This window comes from Blautia sp. HCP28S3_G10, assembly GCF_052065235.1.
Taxonomy (GTDB): Bacteria; Bacillota; Clostridia; order Lachnospirales; family Lachnospiraceae; genus Blautia_A.
The window spans coordinates 1-15603 of the sequence record NZ_JBQHUL010000010.1; the positions used below are offsets into that span (position 1 = coordinate 1).

The 15603-nt window shown below is 34.0% G+C and carries 16 protein-coding genes; 2 read left to right on the forward strand and 14 right to left on the reverse strand.

The window, feature by feature from the left end; all coding sequences use genetic code 11:
• Positions 1–177: 177 nt before the first annotated feature.
• On the forward strand, positions 178–1545 hold the full coding sequence (gene istA / locus ACTNB8_RS06010; RefSeq protein ID WP_441053130.1) for an IS21 family transposase: 1368 nt from the start codon (positions 178–180) through the stop codon (positions 1543–1545).
• On the forward strand, positions 1542–2318 hold the full coding sequence (gene istB / locus ACTNB8_RS06015) for an IS21-like element helper ATPase IstB (RefSeq protein ID WP_441053132.1): 777 nt from the start codon (positions 1542–1544) through the stop codon (positions 2316–2318). Before istA ends, istB begins: the two co-directional genes overlap by 4 nt.
• An 86-nt stretch (positions 2319–2404) precedes the next feature.
• Here the strand turns inward: istB and ACTNB8_RS06020 are convergent, their stop codons facing one another.
• The 14 genes from ACTNB8_RS06020 to ACTNB8_RS06085 all read right to left on the reverse strand — a co-directional run bounded on the left by ACTNB8_RS06020 (position 2405) and on the right by ACTNB8_RS06085 (position 15602).
• Positions 2405–2857 carry a hypothetical protein gene (locus ACTNB8_RS06020; RefSeq protein ID WP_441053133.1) on the reverse strand — a complete coding sequence of 151 codons (453 nt, stop codon included), beginning with the start codon at positions 2855–2857 and terminating at the stop codon, positions 2405–2407.
• 182 nt (positions 2858–3039) lie between these two features.
• Positions 3040–4020 carry a glycosyltransferase family 2 protein gene (locus ACTNB8_RS06025; RefSeq protein WP_441053135.1) on the reverse strand — a complete coding sequence of 327 codons (981 nt, stop codon included), beginning with the start codon at positions 4018–4020 and terminating at the stop codon, positions 3040–3042.
• 13 nt (positions 4021–4033) lie between these two features.
• Positions 4034–5581, reverse strand: a complete 1548-nt coding sequence (locus ACTNB8_RS06030; protein ID WP_441053136.1) for a hypothetical protein — start codon at positions 5579–5581, stop codon at positions 4034–4036.
• Positions 5582–5614: 33 nt separating this feature from the next.
• Positions 5615–5962: a DUF2304 domain-containing protein gene (locus ACTNB8_RS06035; RefSeq protein WP_441053137.1), complete on the reverse strand. Its 348-nt coding sequence runs from the start codon at positions 5960–5962 to the stop codon at positions 5615–5617.
• Between the two features lie 15 nt (positions 5963–5977).
• The gene (locus tag ACTNB8_RS06040) at positions 5978–6664 is read right to left on the reverse strand and encodes a glycosyltransferase family 2 protein (protein WP_441053139.1); all 687 of its coding nucleotides are present in this window, start codon (positions 6662–6664) and stop codon (positions 5978–5980) included.
• Between the two features lie 12 nt (positions 6665–6676).
• A complete protein-coding gene (locus ACTNB8_RS06045; RefSeq protein WP_441053140.1) occupies positions 6677–7462 on the reverse strand; it encodes a glycosyltransferase in 786 nt (261 codons plus the stop codon).
• A 94-nt stretch (positions 7463–7556) separates the two neighbouring features.
• The gene (locus tag ACTNB8_RS06050) at positions 7557–8636 is read right to left on the reverse strand and encodes an acyltransferase family protein (RefSeq protein ID WP_441053141.1); all 1080 of its coding nucleotides are present in this window, start codon (positions 8634–8636) and stop codon (positions 7557–7559) included.
• A 30-nt stretch (positions 8637–8666) separates the two neighbouring features.
• Positions 8667–9791 (reverse strand): acyltransferase family protein, encoded by a 1125-nt coding sequence (locus ACTNB8_RS06055; RefSeq protein ID WP_441053143.1) that lies wholly within the window; start codon positions 9789–9791, stop codon positions 8667–8669.
• A gap of 83 nt (positions 9792–9874) precedes the next feature.
• Positions 9875–10909: a glycosyltransferase family 2 protein gene (locus tag ACTNB8_RS06060; protein ID WP_441053144.1), complete on the reverse strand. Its 1035-nt coding sequence runs from the start codon at positions 10907–10909 to the stop codon at positions 9875–9877.
• 16 nt (positions 10910–10925) lie between these two features.
• On the reverse strand, positions 10926–11645 hold the full coding sequence (locus ACTNB8_RS06065; protein WP_441053146.1) for an IspD/TarI family cytidylyltransferase: 720 nt from the start codon (positions 11643–11645) through the stop codon (positions 10926–10928).
• A 6-nt stretch (positions 11646–11651) separates the two neighbouring features.
• Positions 11652–12455, reverse strand: coding sequence for a LicD family protein (locus tag ACTNB8_RS06070; RefSeq protein ID WP_441053148.1), 804 nt, complete (start codon positions 12453–12455; stop codon positions 11652–11654).
• 17 nt (positions 12456–12472) lie between these two features.
• The gene (locus ACTNB8_RS06075; protein WP_441053149.1) at positions 12473–13450 is read right to left on the reverse strand and encodes a glycosyltransferase family 2 protein; all 978 of its coding nucleotides are present in this window, start codon (positions 13448–13450) and stop codon (positions 12473–12475) included.
• 36 nt (positions 13451–13486) lie between these two features.
• A complete protein-coding gene (locus tag ACTNB8_RS06080; RefSeq protein WP_441053151.1) occupies positions 13487–14578 on the reverse strand; it encodes an NAD-dependent epimerase/dehydratase family protein in 1092 nt (363 codons plus the stop codon).
• The gene (locus tag ACTNB8_RS06085) at positions 14565–15602 is read right to left on the reverse strand and encodes a glycosyltransferase family 2 protein (RefSeq protein WP_441053153.1); all 1038 of its coding nucleotides are present in this window, start codon (positions 15600–15602) and stop codon (positions 14565–14567) included. The genes ACTNB8_RS06080 and ACTNB8_RS06085 overlap by 14 nt, the downstream gene beginning before the upstream one ends.
• Position 15603: the final 1 nt, after the last annotated feature.

Sequence of the window (15603 nt, forward strand, 5' to 3'; positions counted from 1 at the left end):
ATGGCTTGGACAAAACATTACGTGAGTAAACTCGCATAAGCGGTTCCCGCTAGCCCGGACAGACGGTTTCCCGTCTGCCGGACTTGCGGTGTTACCGCACAAGAATATTCAGCAGCGGAAATCAAGCTTTCATGGCCGCTGGATTTCGACATGACCGACAGCGCACTAGAGGAGCTGATGTTTCCTAAGGATAAGTCGGCAACGAATAAACGCATGCCAAACTTTGACTACATTCGCAAAGAACTTCTGCGAAATGGTGTAAACAAAAAGCTTCTCTGGGTAGAATACTGTGAGGAGTGCCGCATGAGCAGCGAAGAGCCTCTAATGTATTCTCAGTTCTGCTACTACATCCAGAAGGATGAAGAAAAACGTAGGGCTACCATGCATATCCCAAGAAAACCAGGTGAACAGATTGAAGTTGACTGGGCCGGTGACCCTGCCCACATCATTGATCCGGACACTGGAGAAATCACAGATGCATGGATATTTGTAGGTGTATTAACTTACAGTCAGTATGCTTTTGTAAAAGCATATATGAATGAGAAAACTGACAACTGGATCAAAGCTCATGTCCAGATGTTTGATTTCTTTGGAGGTGTCACACCTATGCTCGTTTCTGATAACTGTACAACCGCAGTGAATCATAAAAAGAGTGACTGGTACAACACTGCCTTAAACACAACTTATCATGAGATGGCAGAACATTACAATCTCGCCATCCTTCCGGCCAGAGTCCGGAAACCCAAGGATAAACCGAATGTAGAGGGATCAGTAGGAAAGATATCCACATGGATAACAGCAGCCCTTCGCAATGAGCAGTTTTTCTCTCTTGCAGAATTAAATGCTTCAATCCGTGAAAAACTGGATGCCTACAACGCCCGTAAATTTCAGAAAAAGGAATGTAGCAGACTCAGTTTATTTCTTGGGGAAGAAATGCCATTACTGGCTCCGTTGCCTGCTACACCTTTTGAACTGGCTGAGTGGAAACAAGCCACCGTCCAGTTTAACTATCACATCGCAGTAGACAGAATGTTCTACTCCGTGCCTTATCAGTATATCAAAAATAAGGTTGATGTGCGTATAACAGATACAACGGTTGAAATATTTTATAATCACAATCGTATTGCCTCTCACAGACGACTCTATGGACGAAGCGGTCAGTATTCTACAGTGACAGAACATATGCCGCAGGAACACCAGAAATATCTGGAATGGAACGGTGACCGGTTACGTAAGTGGGATGATTCGATTGGAATTAACACAAGTAAGGTTGTCGATGCAATACTTACCTCCGGCAGGATTGAACAGCAATCCTACAGAAGCTGCATGGGATTACTGAAACTGGCAGAAAAATATTCGCCAGAAAAACTGGAACAGGTCTGCGCTAAGGCGCTCTCTTATTCCGGTAAACCCAGCTATAAAAGTATCAAAAATCTATTGGTTGCAACAAAGGATGCACCTGATACCGAATCAGAATCATCTCAAGCAGTAAAACCACATGGCATAACCAGAGGAGCCAGATACTATGGAGGTAAAAAATCATGACAAATCAAAGTACAATCGATAAACTTATTGAAATGCGTCTGACTGCTATGGCAGATGCATTCCGCATCCAGATGGATGATCCTGCAATGAAGGAAGTTCCATTCGAAGATCGGTTCGGCCTGCTTGTTGATGTCGAATACAGCAACCGCAAAAACAATCGTCTGAAAAGGCTGATCCGCCAGGCTGAGTTTGAACAGCCAGATGCCAGCATCGCAGCGATTGATTACCATTCTGGACGAAAGCTGAACAAAGCACTGATCAACCGGCTGGCAATCTGTGAATACATTACAGAATACCGGAACATCTTTATTACTGGAGCAACCGGAAGTGGTAAAACTTATATGGCCTGTGCCTTTGGCATGGAAGCATGCAAGCACTATTACTCAGTACGGTATGTACGGCTTCCTGATCTATTATTGGACTTACAGGCTGCCAGGGACAATGGAACTTTCTCGACTGTCCTGAAGAAATACACCAAGCCAATAGTACTGATCATTGATGAGTGGCTGCTTCTTAAACTGACAGAAGCTGAAGCCAGGAATCTTTTTGAACTGATACATAAAAGACGAAAAAAATCTTCAACGATCTTTTGTTCTCAGTTCCGTGAAAGTGAATGGTACCAGCAAATCTGTGATGGTGAAAGTACTCTTGCCGATGCCATCATGGATCGTATATCGTATGATTCCTATAAGATCGATATTGAAAGTGTTGACCCATCTAAAGACCTCTCTATGAGAGAAGTATATGGACTGGATCCAGCAATGGCAAAGTAACTTAATAAACAAAATGGGGTGGCTCCGTTAGTCCGGACAGGTGGCTCTCGCCACACCGGACTGGCGGCTCTGCCGCACCGTAATATTCAGACACCAGAAGCCAGATTATCTGCCAAGCCCCTTGACCAACTCAGCTGACAAATTGCAAAACTGCTAAGTACAAAAGCAATATATTGATTTTCTTCCAGATTATTAAGAAATTTATTCAAAAAAAGCTTTGCTCCAAGCATTATCAGGAAATAATATCCCGCAAACCATGACATATCATTGTAATCCCATATTTTTACAAGATTAAATTTAATATCAGGCATTTTCAAATAGCAAACCATCGATATCAAGACCAATATTACTGTAGCCACACCTAACTGAAGTAACATTTTTTTAGAAATCTTTGTCATGTTTATTTTTTGTTTAGCTGCCATAAAATATCCAGAAATCAATATAAATATAGCATTTCCCACAATTCCCCACGGCATGATAAATGCAGGAATCAATAATCTTTTGAAAAAAACTGACTCATTAAAAAGTCCATTCCCCATTCTCTCTATAGAATTAGCATCTGTAAGCTACACACTTACACAATGACACACTATATGATACATAATTATCATCAACATTGCGCATATTCGTAATAGCTCTATATTGGAACATCTGCCCTTTTTTGTTTCCATCAATAGTTTTTCTCATCTAATCAATAGTCTCCAACAAACACCTATACTTGTTATTCCTTATCAAGCTCTTGTATTTCCATATTTTTTTCAGTTCTTTCACTGATAATGTATCTTGGTCTGGCCTTTGTTTCAAGATATATTTTTCCTATGTATTCTCCCAGCACACCCATGCTGATCAGCTGTACTCCTCCAATAAAACAGATAATACAGGTCGTACTTGCCCAGCCTGTAACACTGTGATGCATAAAATACATTATCACACTCCAAATTACACCTATAAAACTTAAAAATGAAATAAAAATGCCCAGTCCTGTGATAATTCTAATCGGTTTGATACTCAGACTGGTTATTCCATCAAAAGCAAGTCCCAACATTTTTGAAAGTGGATAATGACTTTCGCCTGCAATTCTCTCATGACGTTCATAATAAACGCTGGTACTCTTAAATCCAACCAGCGGAAACATTCCTCTCAGGAACAAATTAACCTCTTTAAAATTGGCAAATTCTTTCAGCACTCTGCTGGACACAAGTCTGTAATCTGCATGATTGAAAACAACTTCCGCTCCCATTGCATTCAACAGTTTATAAAATCCCTCTGCTGTAAATCTTTTGAAGAAAGTGTCTGTATCTCTCGCACTTCTTACGCCATAAACAATTTCACAACCATTTAAATATTCCTCCACCATTTTGTTCATGGCATTAATATCATCCTGACCATCACAATCTATTGAAATCGTGATATCGGCTTTGTCTTTTGCCTCCATTAAGCCAGCCAGAACAGCATTCTGATGTCCTCTGTTCCTGCTCTGAGAAATTCCTATAAAATGCTCATCTTCATCTGCCAGCTTCTTTATAATCTCCCAGGTGGAATCTTTACTTCCATCATTGACAAAAAGCACCCGACTTTCAGGTGCTATAAGTTTCTTTTCTGTCAATTCATTAATTTTTGCAAGAAATTCCTTACTGGTAATAGGAAGAACTTCTTCCTCATTGTAACATGGTATAACTATGTATAAAATTGGTGTTTTCATAGCTGCTCTCCTTCTACATATGTCTTTTTTTCAATATATTTTTTGCGCTCTGAAGAAAATATCCAAAAACTAATATATAAATTGGTACATAAATATATAAATATCTTGCTCTTGCTTCAAACAGTAATTCAAATATGGTAATTCCAACAAGTGCCAAACTCATTACTCTATATACTTTATTCTCAGAATTTTTCTTAAATAAAGCTATTACCATCTGGATCCAACAACCAACTACAGTTAAAATCCATATTCCCTGAACTATTGTAGAATATATTATGTGATATTTGCCATCATTATAATAGAAACTTCTCAATGCAGGTGCTACACTTTTATTCGGCAACTCTGACACTTTAGAATAAAAGCCCCCTTCTATTCCCCATGCAAAAGTACCATCGTCATAATTTGTAAGCATTTTTTTAGACAAAAATTTAAAATAACCCTTCGGTCCCATTTTCTTTATCCTGTCCAATGCTACTTCCATATTTACTTTCGTTCTTTCTTTTTTTGTTTTGCAGGATATCGATAAGACTACATCATCTCTTAAATAAACTCCATTTCTTTCCTTATTTAATCCCATCATAAAATAGTGTGTAGGACCTACACTCTGTTCAGATTTTACATCTAAGCCTTCCACTGAATAAATCTTATTCATCCCCGTGGAAATAATAGTAACTACGACTAACGAAATAATCAGGCTAGCACATAATTTTGTAATCAATTTTTTATTTATAGAATCCAAATTTTCTACAAACTCAATAATAAAAATCGCAACAATTATAATAAGCACCTGCGGTTTTATGCAATATCCCAAATACCCTATTACCAGAATTAATATACTTTTTAAAAGCACGCCCAGATTCTCTTTTAAATATAAATACACTATCAGTATAGGCATAAATATAGCCAGAGAATCCGAATAGCAAATTACCATCCATGGGGATACGCCAATTAAAACTAAAGAAATAAAATAAATAAATATCGCAATTTTCTGTGATAGTTCTTTTTTAGCAATCAAATATACCAGCCAACAGGATAATGATGATAAAATACAATTTACAACAACTATCGCCATCAATTGATATTCGCCTTTAAAAAGACCTAAAATATCATTAATTTTTAAAATCAGCCAATATATATTAACTAAAAAAACATTATTAGGATAAATCACAAAATAACTATCATTAAAATGCTGAACACTCTCGCCATTCAGTAAAGCCCTCACTGTGGGTATTATAACGCCGCCTGAATCCCAGCCTGTTTCAAAAAAGATATTATAACATATCCAAATTTGAACTATTAAAAAAAGTACAGCAACAACTGGAAGTATTTTTTCTACTTTTGTTGTAAAAATACTTCCAATAATAGTTTTCGTTCCCACAAATATTATTATGCTCAATAATATTATTCCCACCAGGCATAATTGGATATTGTCCATTAAAAATACTTTTTTACATGAAAAATTCACATAATAAGCAATAGCTAATAGACCTACAATCCATGAAAACAATCCTGCTGTCAAAATTTCGATTATTTTGTTTAAACATCTCTTTATTTTTGTCAATTTTTTCTACTTCTTTTCTGAATCTGATTTTTTTTACTGCTTTCTTTCCAGATTATCATCTTCCTGCAAAGCAATCATCTGAGCCAGTTTTCTTACCCTTGCAGTGACCCTTGACAATGCCACTGTCAACGTAAAAATAATAACCAGTGATAATATAAATCCCATAAAGAAAATCATATTTACCGGTGTATAAATTCCCAGAAAGTCTGCCACATGAGACATTGTTTTTGGAAACAGCGTAAATATAAATAGTCCTATATCACAGCCAATCCATACAAGAACATACTTCAGTTCCAGAGACCGTTTGCGCACCATGTTAATAATAGCAGCCAATGCAATAACAAGAACTATGCAAATAAAAATCTGCGCTTTAAGTGTCATATTTATCCTCCCACATTATCTCAGTCTTTCAATCACAATTGCAAGGCTGACCTTCATCATATAGTAGGCTGATTTTCTCCATGATATAGAAGAAACTCCTGCCTGTCTTTCTCTCATAATAACCGGTACTTCTTTCACTTTATATTTATGTCTCATAAGTCTGGCAACAGTTTCCGGTTCCGGATAATCCTTCGGGTAATCTTTAATAAATAATTCCATTACTCTACGATTACACATTCTCATTCCGGAAGTTGCATCTGTAATCTTACTTCCAAATAAAATCTTTAACAGCACTGTAAAAAAGCGAATACCAAACCTTCTTATTGCAGATGACTGAAATCCCTGATTGTCAATAAAACGTGAACCAATAACCATGTCCAGATTTTCTTTAACAAGCGTGTCCGCCATCATATCAAGAAATTTCGCATCATGCTGTCCATCTCCATCAAACTGAACCGCAATATCATATCCTTTACGATATGCATACAGATATCCAGTCTGAACAGCACCACCAATTCCAAGATTAATAGGAAGATTTAAAACTTTGATACCATTTTCTCTGCACAGTTTCAATGTATCATCTTTTGAACAGTCATTAATTACAACATAATCAAATTCCGGAGCATTTTTTCTGATATCATCTATTGTATTCAAAATAGAGCCCTGTTCATTATACGCCGGAATAATCACTATCTTTTTCATCTGTTTCCCCTTTTATAGCTGATTAGAATTTTGCCCGGTTCCATAGAATTTCTCAATTATTTTTGCTATTCCACTGGGCCAGAATTTACAGAACATTTCAAATTCCTCTCGTGAGCGTTTATTATCGCCAATCGCTGCCGTAGTTTCTGACTCTTCATGAATACGATGTCCCATCAATTTCTCTTTTGAATACAAAAACTGACCTTTTTTTCTTGAAATTTTTTCCCATGCTTCCCAGTCTTCGCAAGCACGGTAATGATTTTCAAACACCACTTTCGGCAAATTTCTTACAGCAAACGAAACAGATGGACAACATATTGGAGATCCCAGTGAAAGAATTCTCCTTCTGACCCAGACAGAACTCCGAAATATTTTTATTCGTAATGGTAATAACATAATTCTTTTAACCTTCAAAAGCTTGTTATTTGCCACTTTTTCTCCATCTCTGATTTCATAATAGTCACTGAAAAAAATCAGAGGATGTTTTGCATTTTTCATATACTTAAGTGCTGTTTCCAGATAAGTTCTGTCATAAATATCATCCTGATGAGCAATCGTTATATACTTACTGTCCGCACATGAATATGCAAAATTCCAGTCCTGAGTAATCCCACCCTCTCCCTCATTAATATAATAAGGAATCGCATATTTATCTGCAATTCCTTTAATATAGTCGTTCGGAGTCGATGTCGCAATCAGGATATTACTTTTTATACTTTGATTTCTTAAAGAGTTTATGCATTCCTCCAGATACTGGCTTTCTTTGTATGCACAAACCACAAATGTATGTTCAGTCATTATTATCTCTTTTCTTTTTTAGTTTAAATCGATTTCATTCTATCATAGTGCCTTTTCTCTGTAAAGCAACAATCAGTACTGATTTATTAACATGTTAATAGATTTTTAATCCATCCAATGTTTCTCTTCCTTTTCTTAATATTGTGATTACAACTAATGAAAATGCAATACTTCCAAACACATATATCCAATGGAGTCCAAAATCAGAATGAGGGAATCTTCCAATACTTACAACATCAGAAATCCCATGCAATTTCGAATAAACATAATCAATGATTTTAAATCCACAAAAATGCAAAGCCATAATATGAAAGCTATCGCGACCCATCTTTGAAAATATAGCATTTGTCACATTGAATTTATTCAATATCTTAGCACTTCCAATACAAAAATATACACCTGCAAATGTAACCGGATAAAACAGGAATGGATTGATAATTTTATTTGAAGACAATTCAATAATTCCTATATTTGACTTTAATACACTAACTATAAATATAAAACTTGCTAACGTTCCATACCAGCTTATTTTACTTTCAAGTACATTCCAATACAGTTTACTTATATATCCTGCATACATTACAGGAATCGCAAGTAACGAAATTTGTATCTGATAATCCCAAGTAAGATTTCTAACATTACAATACAATGCTACTATTGCAAATAAACCACATGAAAACAGATGCCAGCCCAAACGTCCTTTTAGAAAATATTTTTCAATCAGTCCACAGACAAAACTAAATAAAGATATCCCAATAAAAAACATAGGCAAAAACCAACATGCTCCCAGAAGTTCTTCTGAAGTTTTCATCAAAAGACCCTGTACACTTTTGCTGACAATATCAGATACTCTGTATCTGTCTATGTTAGATATCATTCCATTTGTAACAAAAAAATTATGCAATAATATGAATATTAAATTATACCACCAAAACATTGAAACATATTTTAATAGTCTGCTCCCAATGTATGTACTTGAATTGACCGCATTTTCTGTTTTAAAAAAGAAACCTGCAACAAAGAAAAAAATCATTAAATGATAACAATATACAAATTCACCAAATTTTATATGTATTAATGGTATCTCTAACCCATAACAACAATGTCCAATCACAATAGAAAGAATTCCAATTCCTCTAACACAATCCATTGTTGTATTTCTTCTCTCCATCATACACACTCTCTTCTTCCCACCTAAGTAATGTTATTCTCCCATAAAAAGAATATATTTATGTTTATCGTATATCTTTTTAACCTCCCCGTATATGCTATATGCAACAACACCACTTGCTAAAAACACCAGTGCCCAGCCTGCTATTTTTATAAGACATAATATTGGCTTATAATATAATAATGTTATCCAGTCTTGTGTATTCCAAATACTATATGAAAACGAATTATCATGCAAAAGATAAGTCATAAATGTTGTAGCTCCTAAATAATTTATAATTTTATTCTGAGGAATCTGTAGGCGTTTAAATAATTCAAACACACAAACACTAATAATCATTATTACAATACTATAATTTGAAAAGCTTTGTATATTTTGATAAAACATATCATTACTTTCTTTACTTAAATAATCTTGAATTGCATTTACAGTAGTATTATAACTTGATAAAAAAATCAATAAATACGTAATCAAAATAAGTACTATGAAGACTAACTTACGTACACGTGCAAATGGATCATACTTTCTTATGTATCCGCCCAAAGAATACAAAAAATAACCCGTTATCAATATGCTTAATCCAGAAGTCAAGTTTTCGGCCAACATCCTTGACCATCTCAACTGAATAAAAGCAAAACAACTTATCAAAAATGTCAAATACTGATTTCTATCAAGTTTAGCCAAAAACTTATTCAGAAATATTTTTGCGCCCAACATAACCATAAAGTAATATCCAACAAACCATGACATGTCGTTGTAATCCCATATTCTGATGAGATCAAAATCAATATTTTTCATTTTTTGATAACAAAACGTTGAAGCAAAAACTAATACTATTGATGCAAAACCTAATTGAAGCAATAACTTCTGACTTATCTTTTTCATGTTTATTTTTTCTTTTTCAGCCATAAAATAGCCAGAAATCATAATGAATAAAGCATTGCCAACAATCCCCAATGGTGTAATAAAAGATGGAATTAATAGCCTTTTATAAAATACGGGTTGATTGAACAGTCCATTTCCCATTTTTTCTATGGATGTAGCATCCGTAAGTTGTACCGTTACACAATGTATTACAATATGATACATAATTATTATAAACATTGCACATACTCTCATCAGTTCTATATTTGAATTTCTAATCTTTTTTATTTCCATAAAAAAGTTCTCCTTTGTAATACATTCGTACGGTATTTTTATGCTTTATTCAGCCTTTGATATTGTTAAATTTTTTCTATCTATTAATTTCCTAAAAATTCTTGTTTACCAATCAATAACAAATATAAAAATGTATATTTTTTTCCATAAAAGAGTTTCATTATCAGCCAGCCTGCTTTATTTTTCTCTTTTAATGCTCTAAATGAAGATTCTTCTGGTTTTTCTTTAAAAACATCTGCCGTTCCAAAAAATCCGATTAATTTTATCCGCTCTTTAAAAGGCATTTTTACTTTTTGAGGGCTTACATACCTCACAATTGTATACACTCTTTTGGATAATTCATCCAACCAAAAATAAGGAATTTTTTCTTCAATTCCAGTCTGTTCTATTAACTTTCGCTTATTTTTCAGACACTTCATTAAAGACATGATATTATTGATATCTGTCTTTCCACTTGTACTATGAGAATATCTCATCATCCATACATAATATGCATTAGGATTAAGAACAACTCTTGGTTTTTCGAGATATATTCTTGTCATAAAATCAAGATCTTCATATCCAAACTTCATGAACTCATCAAACTGAATATTATTTTTCTTTAAAAAAGAAGTACGATAAATTCCTGCCCAGATTCCCTCTCCGGCTTTATTTATCTCAGCAAAATTCTCTGCGAATTCACTGTCAGAATATACTCCTGAATTAAAATTTGTTCTTTCTTCCGAAATTATTTTTCCATCTTTAATTGTACGATAAATTCTGGAATACCTCACTACATCTGCATTATGCTTTTTAGCAAGCTTATAATTATCTGCAAGAAGCCCTGGAAGATATAAATCATCATTGTCGCAAAAAGCAATATATTCCCCCTCTGCCGCAGCAAGTCCACAATTTCTTGCCGAACATATTCCTCCATTGCTCTTATGAATCACTTTTACTCTGGGCTCGTTATCTGCGAACTCATCACAGATCTCCCCACTCTTATCTTTTGAACCATCATCAACCAATATCAGTTCAAACTCATCAAACTCCTGATTTAAAACACTTTTTATTGTTGTCTCAAGGTATTTTTCCGAATTATATACGGGCATTATTACACTGACTTTAATATCCGGCATTTCTGTTTCTCCTGCTTTACAATCCAAATATCTGTGAATTCTCACGGGCCTCAAGTATAGCACGTAAAATATAAAAATCAGAAGGATTCGTTATTTTGATATTTTCATTTGACCCCTCAAGAGTATGGAGTTCATATCCATATTCTTTCATCAGGCTTGCAGAATCAATGCGATCTGTCTTATTATCTTTAATTGCTTGTCTATGAACCTTCAGGATATCTTCCAGGTAAAAACTCTGTGGTGCTTTTGCAATATAACAGCTTTTTCGATCAATAATATTTGTTATTGTCTGCTTTTCATCAGCCTGAATAATCGTCTCCGTTGCCGGCGTAACTGTAATTGCGTTTCCCTTTTCTTTAACCATTTTAATGCTATTGCTAAGCAGGTCTTCTGATATTAACGGGCGGACTCCATCATGTATCAGGACTATATCATCACCTTCCGCCAGTTCTTCTGCAGCACATAAGCCGTGATATATTGATTCCTGTCCACATGTTCCACCCGGAACAATTTTTTTTACTTTGGATATGCGATTAATTTTCAGCAGATTGTCAAGATATCCTATATATTCTTTCAGACATACAACAATAATAGCATCTATATCCATACATTTTTCAAAATACTCCAATGTATGAATGATAATAGCTTTGCCATTCATTTGTAAAAACTGTTTTGGCATTCCCTTAGTATTCATTCTTACACCGGAACCTCCGGCAAATATTAATCCAATATTCATTAACAATTACTCCTTTATCCACACATCAAAGTCATGAGAAATTCTTTTTTCCACTGGTGGAAGCTGCATATAATCACCATACAACTGCTTTAAATAGAAATTCCAACATTTTGGTGCCGGAAATGAATGTCCCTCAAATTCAACATTCACCTGTTCCAGAAATTCTTTTGGCATTTTTTCCTGAGGACCATATCCCCATAAAAATCCTCCAACATATGGTGATTTTGAAATAGGAAACTCTTTTGAAATGTCATTTAACTTATTACATAACTTTTCTGTATTCAATCGTTTGCAAATTGGGATTAAAAATCTTTTTGCCAGAGCTGCATACCAGGACGCTCCCTTTCCACTTTCACTATACGCTGTCAGCAATACGGTTTTATAAAATTTAATCTTTTTAAATTTCTTTTCAATTGTTTTTTTATCATCCGGCATACCATCCAGGGGAAAAATATCAATCCATATTCCCGTGGTAAATTTTTCATCCAGATACTTTTCTTTCACAACTGTATCCGTATTTATCAGTTTAATAAAAGGATAAATAGAATTTCCTGATTTCCATGAAACAATCTTTTCTATGCACTCTTCTTTCTGAGTTTTTTCCAGCTGTAAAAGCTTTTCAAAATCTTCTCTTGGCATTAAAACATCAATATCATCATCCCACGGAATAAATCCTTTATGTCTGATTGCTCCCAGCAAAGTACCTCCACATAAATAATATTTTAAGCCATTATTCTTGCATATTTCATCAAGTTTCAATAATAAGTTAAGCTCTATTTGTTTTATTTCACTAGATGTTATTTTCTTCATATATTCCCTTTATAATTTCAAATCAAACTAATCAAATAAAATACTACCCTATCCAATTTAATTTTCCTTAATCGCAGAACAATCCATGTTGCCACTCTTTTTTTGCATGGTTCGGATTTTAAATATCGCATACTCACATATTTATTATTACAGATATTTTTGTCGATTTTTTCTACTAATTTATTATATCTTTTATATAAAGATTTCATTTTTTTAATTCCGCAGCCTTTTCCATTATACAACAAATTTGCATTTAATCCGGAAACCAAACAGTATTTCAATATCTCTTTTTTATTTTTAGCTTTCTTAAGATTTTCTATTTGTGCTTCAACTGTTCCAAAATACTCTTCAATAATTCCTGTCCTGTCTTTTTTTACACTCTGCGTAATTGACTCTGTATTCAAATAATAATAATAACCTGAGTATTGGATATTAGTTATAATTGGATCTGCAAGCAACGTTCTATATGTAAATCCTTCATCTTCATAACGCCTAACTCCACAAAATGTAATCTGATTCTTTTCAAGGAACTCTCTTTTATACAATTTTGCCCAAGCATTAACATATGTCCATCCTATGTTATTATCCTCGACATTAATAGACTTCTCAATATTCTTTTCTCCCTCAGCTCTGATATATCCACCAATGACTATATCTGCATGCGATTCCTGCGCAGCATTTATATACCTTTTTAGAAAATCATCTTTTAAATAATCATCACTGTCTACAAACGTTATATATTTTCCTTGCGCTGCTTTCAACCCTTTATCCCTTGCTGCGCCAAGCCCCATATTTATATCACTATATACAATTTTAATTTTATCTGAATACTGATTCTTAAACTTTTCTACAATCCGAATGCTACCATCTTGTCCACAATCATCAACACAAATTATTTCAAATTCCTGATAAGACTGCTCAAGTATGCTTTTAAGGCATCTTTCTATATACTTTTCAACATTATATATCGGAACAATCACTGAAATTTTTTCCATATACTTCCCCCTGATCATTCAAACCACATTATCACCTTAAATATTCTGACATTTCATGCTTCCAATTAAACGTCGATATGCATCTTTTAAATTAACTTCTGGGTACCACCCCAACTTCTGCATTTTTGATGAATCCATGTGCATTTTGGTATCATGGGCATATCCGTATAAATTTGTTTCAGGTATATCAAATACTACTTCTATAGCCCCTTCTGCCAAATCCTCTGCTACCATATGTGCCATTTCAGAAATAGTAATATGACACTCCTCGTTCGCTATATTATAAGCCTCTCCATCCTTGCCTTTATTCAATAAAATCAAAAGTGCTTTTATCACATCTCTTGTATAACAATAATTACCTTCTGATTTTCCTGCTGTATGCAAAATAATATCTTTGCCTTCTATTACGCTCCTTGCAAACTGTGCAAATACTCGATTTTCTCCTGACAGTACACCAGCGCCAAATGTCTGTGCAAGTCGTGCAATTTTTACCGGTACATTATATTGTGATGCATATGCCACACACATATTTTCACACATCCGCTTACTTTCTGGATAATTACTTCGGATAGACAACGGATTAATATATCCTAGCATCTCCTCCGTAACTTTCTGTTTTGGTTCGATTTCAAATGTGCCATAAACTTCCATTGAAGACACATATACCATACTTTTAATATTCTTTTCTTTAGCTAATTCAAGAATGTTTTCCGTTCCATTTAATGAAGTATAAATTACATTTACAGGACTGCTTATCATTACTTTTGACGTCGTTACGCTCGCACAATGTATAATGTAGTCAACGTTTCCTTTTATATTCAACGGCTCTGTAATATCTCCTACAACCAATTCCACTTCTTCACTTTGTAATATATCTCCAAAAATCTTCTTTGCTTTTTCAACATTTCTTACTAATGCCAAAATTTTTATATCAGCGTGCTTTCTTCTATTAAGGCACGCAAAAGTTTTTACAAGTAATGAACCAATTAGGCCTGTTGCACCAGTTATTAAAATAATACCTTTTTCCATGTCTTTTATTGGGATATTACTTTCTGAAATCAATTCCAAATCTTCTTGTAAAAAAGAATCCATATAGTTTCCCACTTTTTCTTCTTTAATCATTTCCATTACTCAAATCCCCCGTAGCTGATATATCCATTTCTTCCAGAAAACAAGATAAAATATCTCCCAGACAAAATCCTATTGGTTTTTTTCTATATCTTCTATAATCACCATTAACCCAATGAACAACTATTATTTTCAAAGAATTGATTTTTCTTTTTGCCGAAATCATGCTGAAAGACTTTTGAGCCTTTACACAAGCTTTAATTTTTTCCAGTGCAATTATATCTGCACTATTTTTTTGCCTTTCATAAAGCTCTTCAAATCTTCGATATGTTCTTATTCGCTGTTTAGCCTGTTCTCCCGCAATACTTTTCAAAGTATTAAATTTACAATTTATTTTTTCTTTTATAGTCTGCGGTATTTCTGCACCAATCTGATTATTCCCATGTTGCCTATATAATATTAATTTTTGTTCTTCTGCAAAAACATCACCGTAAAGTGCTGCCAAAATTCCCAACCAGCCATCATGTTGCCAAATCTCAGAAAAAGGATATGCTTTCTCAAATAGTGTGCGTTTAAATGCAACTGTAGCGCCTGTTACATAATATCCATTTAGAAACAGTTCAAGACAGTTGTTAAATTTGCATTTATTTTTCAGATAATAAACAGACTCCCATAACGAACCTTCCATTTTATTTAACTGTCCATCTACTAAATAGGCATCTGAGAAAACTAATAAATACTCTTCTTTTTCATCCAAATCTCTTAACAAAATTTTGACTTTTTCTTTAATCCATACATCATCTTGATCACTTAAAAATATAATGTCACCAGTTGTATTAGCAATAGCATTTTCAAAATTTTTTCTATATCCTAAATTTGTTTTATTTTGTATGATTTTATATTTTACTTTTGATGTCTTCAGAATCTGTTCTACAATTTCAACTGTTTTATCTGTTGAACCATCATCACCTATTACGATTTCGTCTATCGGATGACTTTGGCTTAAAATACTCTTTATTTGCTCTGCAACATACTTTTCACCATTATAAGTGCACATAGCAACTGAAATATAATGTTCTTTCACT

Coding starts and splice junctions, on each gene's coding strand:
- ACTNB8_RS06065 (WP_441053146.1), bottom strand. CDS start 11,645: ATGAATATTGGATTAATATTTGCCGGAGGTTCCGGTGTAAGAATGAAT.
- ACTNB8_RS06060 (WP_441053144.1), bottom strand. CDS start 10,909: ATGCCGGATATTAAAGTCAGTGTAATAATGCCCGTATATAATTCGGAA.
- ACTNB8_RS06035 (WP_441053137.1), bottom strand. CDS start 5,962: ATGACACTTAAAGCGCAGATTTTTATTTGCATAGTTCTTGTTATTGCA.
- ACTNB8_RS06050 (WP_441053141.1), bottom strand. CDS start 8,636: ATGATGGAGAGAAGAAATACAACAATGGATTGTGTTAGAGGAATTGGA.
- ACTNB8_RS06055 (WP_441053143.1), bottom strand. CDS start 9,791: ATGGAAATAAAAAAGATTAGAAATTCAAATATAGAACTGATGAGAGTA.
- ACTNB8_RS06025 (WP_441053135.1), bottom strand. CDS start 4,020: ATGAAAACACCAATTTTATACATAGTTATACCATGTTACAATGAGGAA.
- ACTNB8_RS06070 (WP_441053148.1), bottom strand. CDS start 12,455: ATGAAGAAAATAACATCTAGTGAAATAAAACAAATAGAGCTTAACTTA.
- istB (WP_441053132.1), top strand. CDS start 1,542: ATGACAAATCAAAGTACAATCGATAAACTTATTGAAATGCGTCTGACT.
- istA (WP_441053130.1), top strand. CDS start 178: ATGTTTCCTAAGGATAAGTCGGCAACGAATAAACGCATGCCAAACTTT.
- ACTNB8_RS06075 (WP_441053149.1), bottom strand. CDS start 13,450: ATGGAAAAAATTTCAGTGATTGTTCCGATATATAATGTTGAAAAGTAT.
- ACTNB8_RS06040 (WP_441053139.1), bottom strand. CDS start 6,664: ATGAAAAAGATAGTGATTATTCCGGCGTATAATGAACAGGGCTCTATT.
- ACTNB8_RS06080 (WP_441053151.1), bottom strand. CDS start 14,578: ATGGAAATGATTAAAGAAGAAAAAGTGGGAAACTATATGGATTCTTTT.
- ACTNB8_RS06020 (WP_441053133.1), bottom strand. CDS start 2,857: ATGGGGAATGGACTTTTTAATGAGTCAGTTTTTTTCAAAAGATTATTG.
- ACTNB8_RS06045 (WP_441053140.1), bottom strand. CDS start 7,462: ATGACTGAACATACATTTGTGGTTTGTGCATACAAAGAAAGCCAGTAT.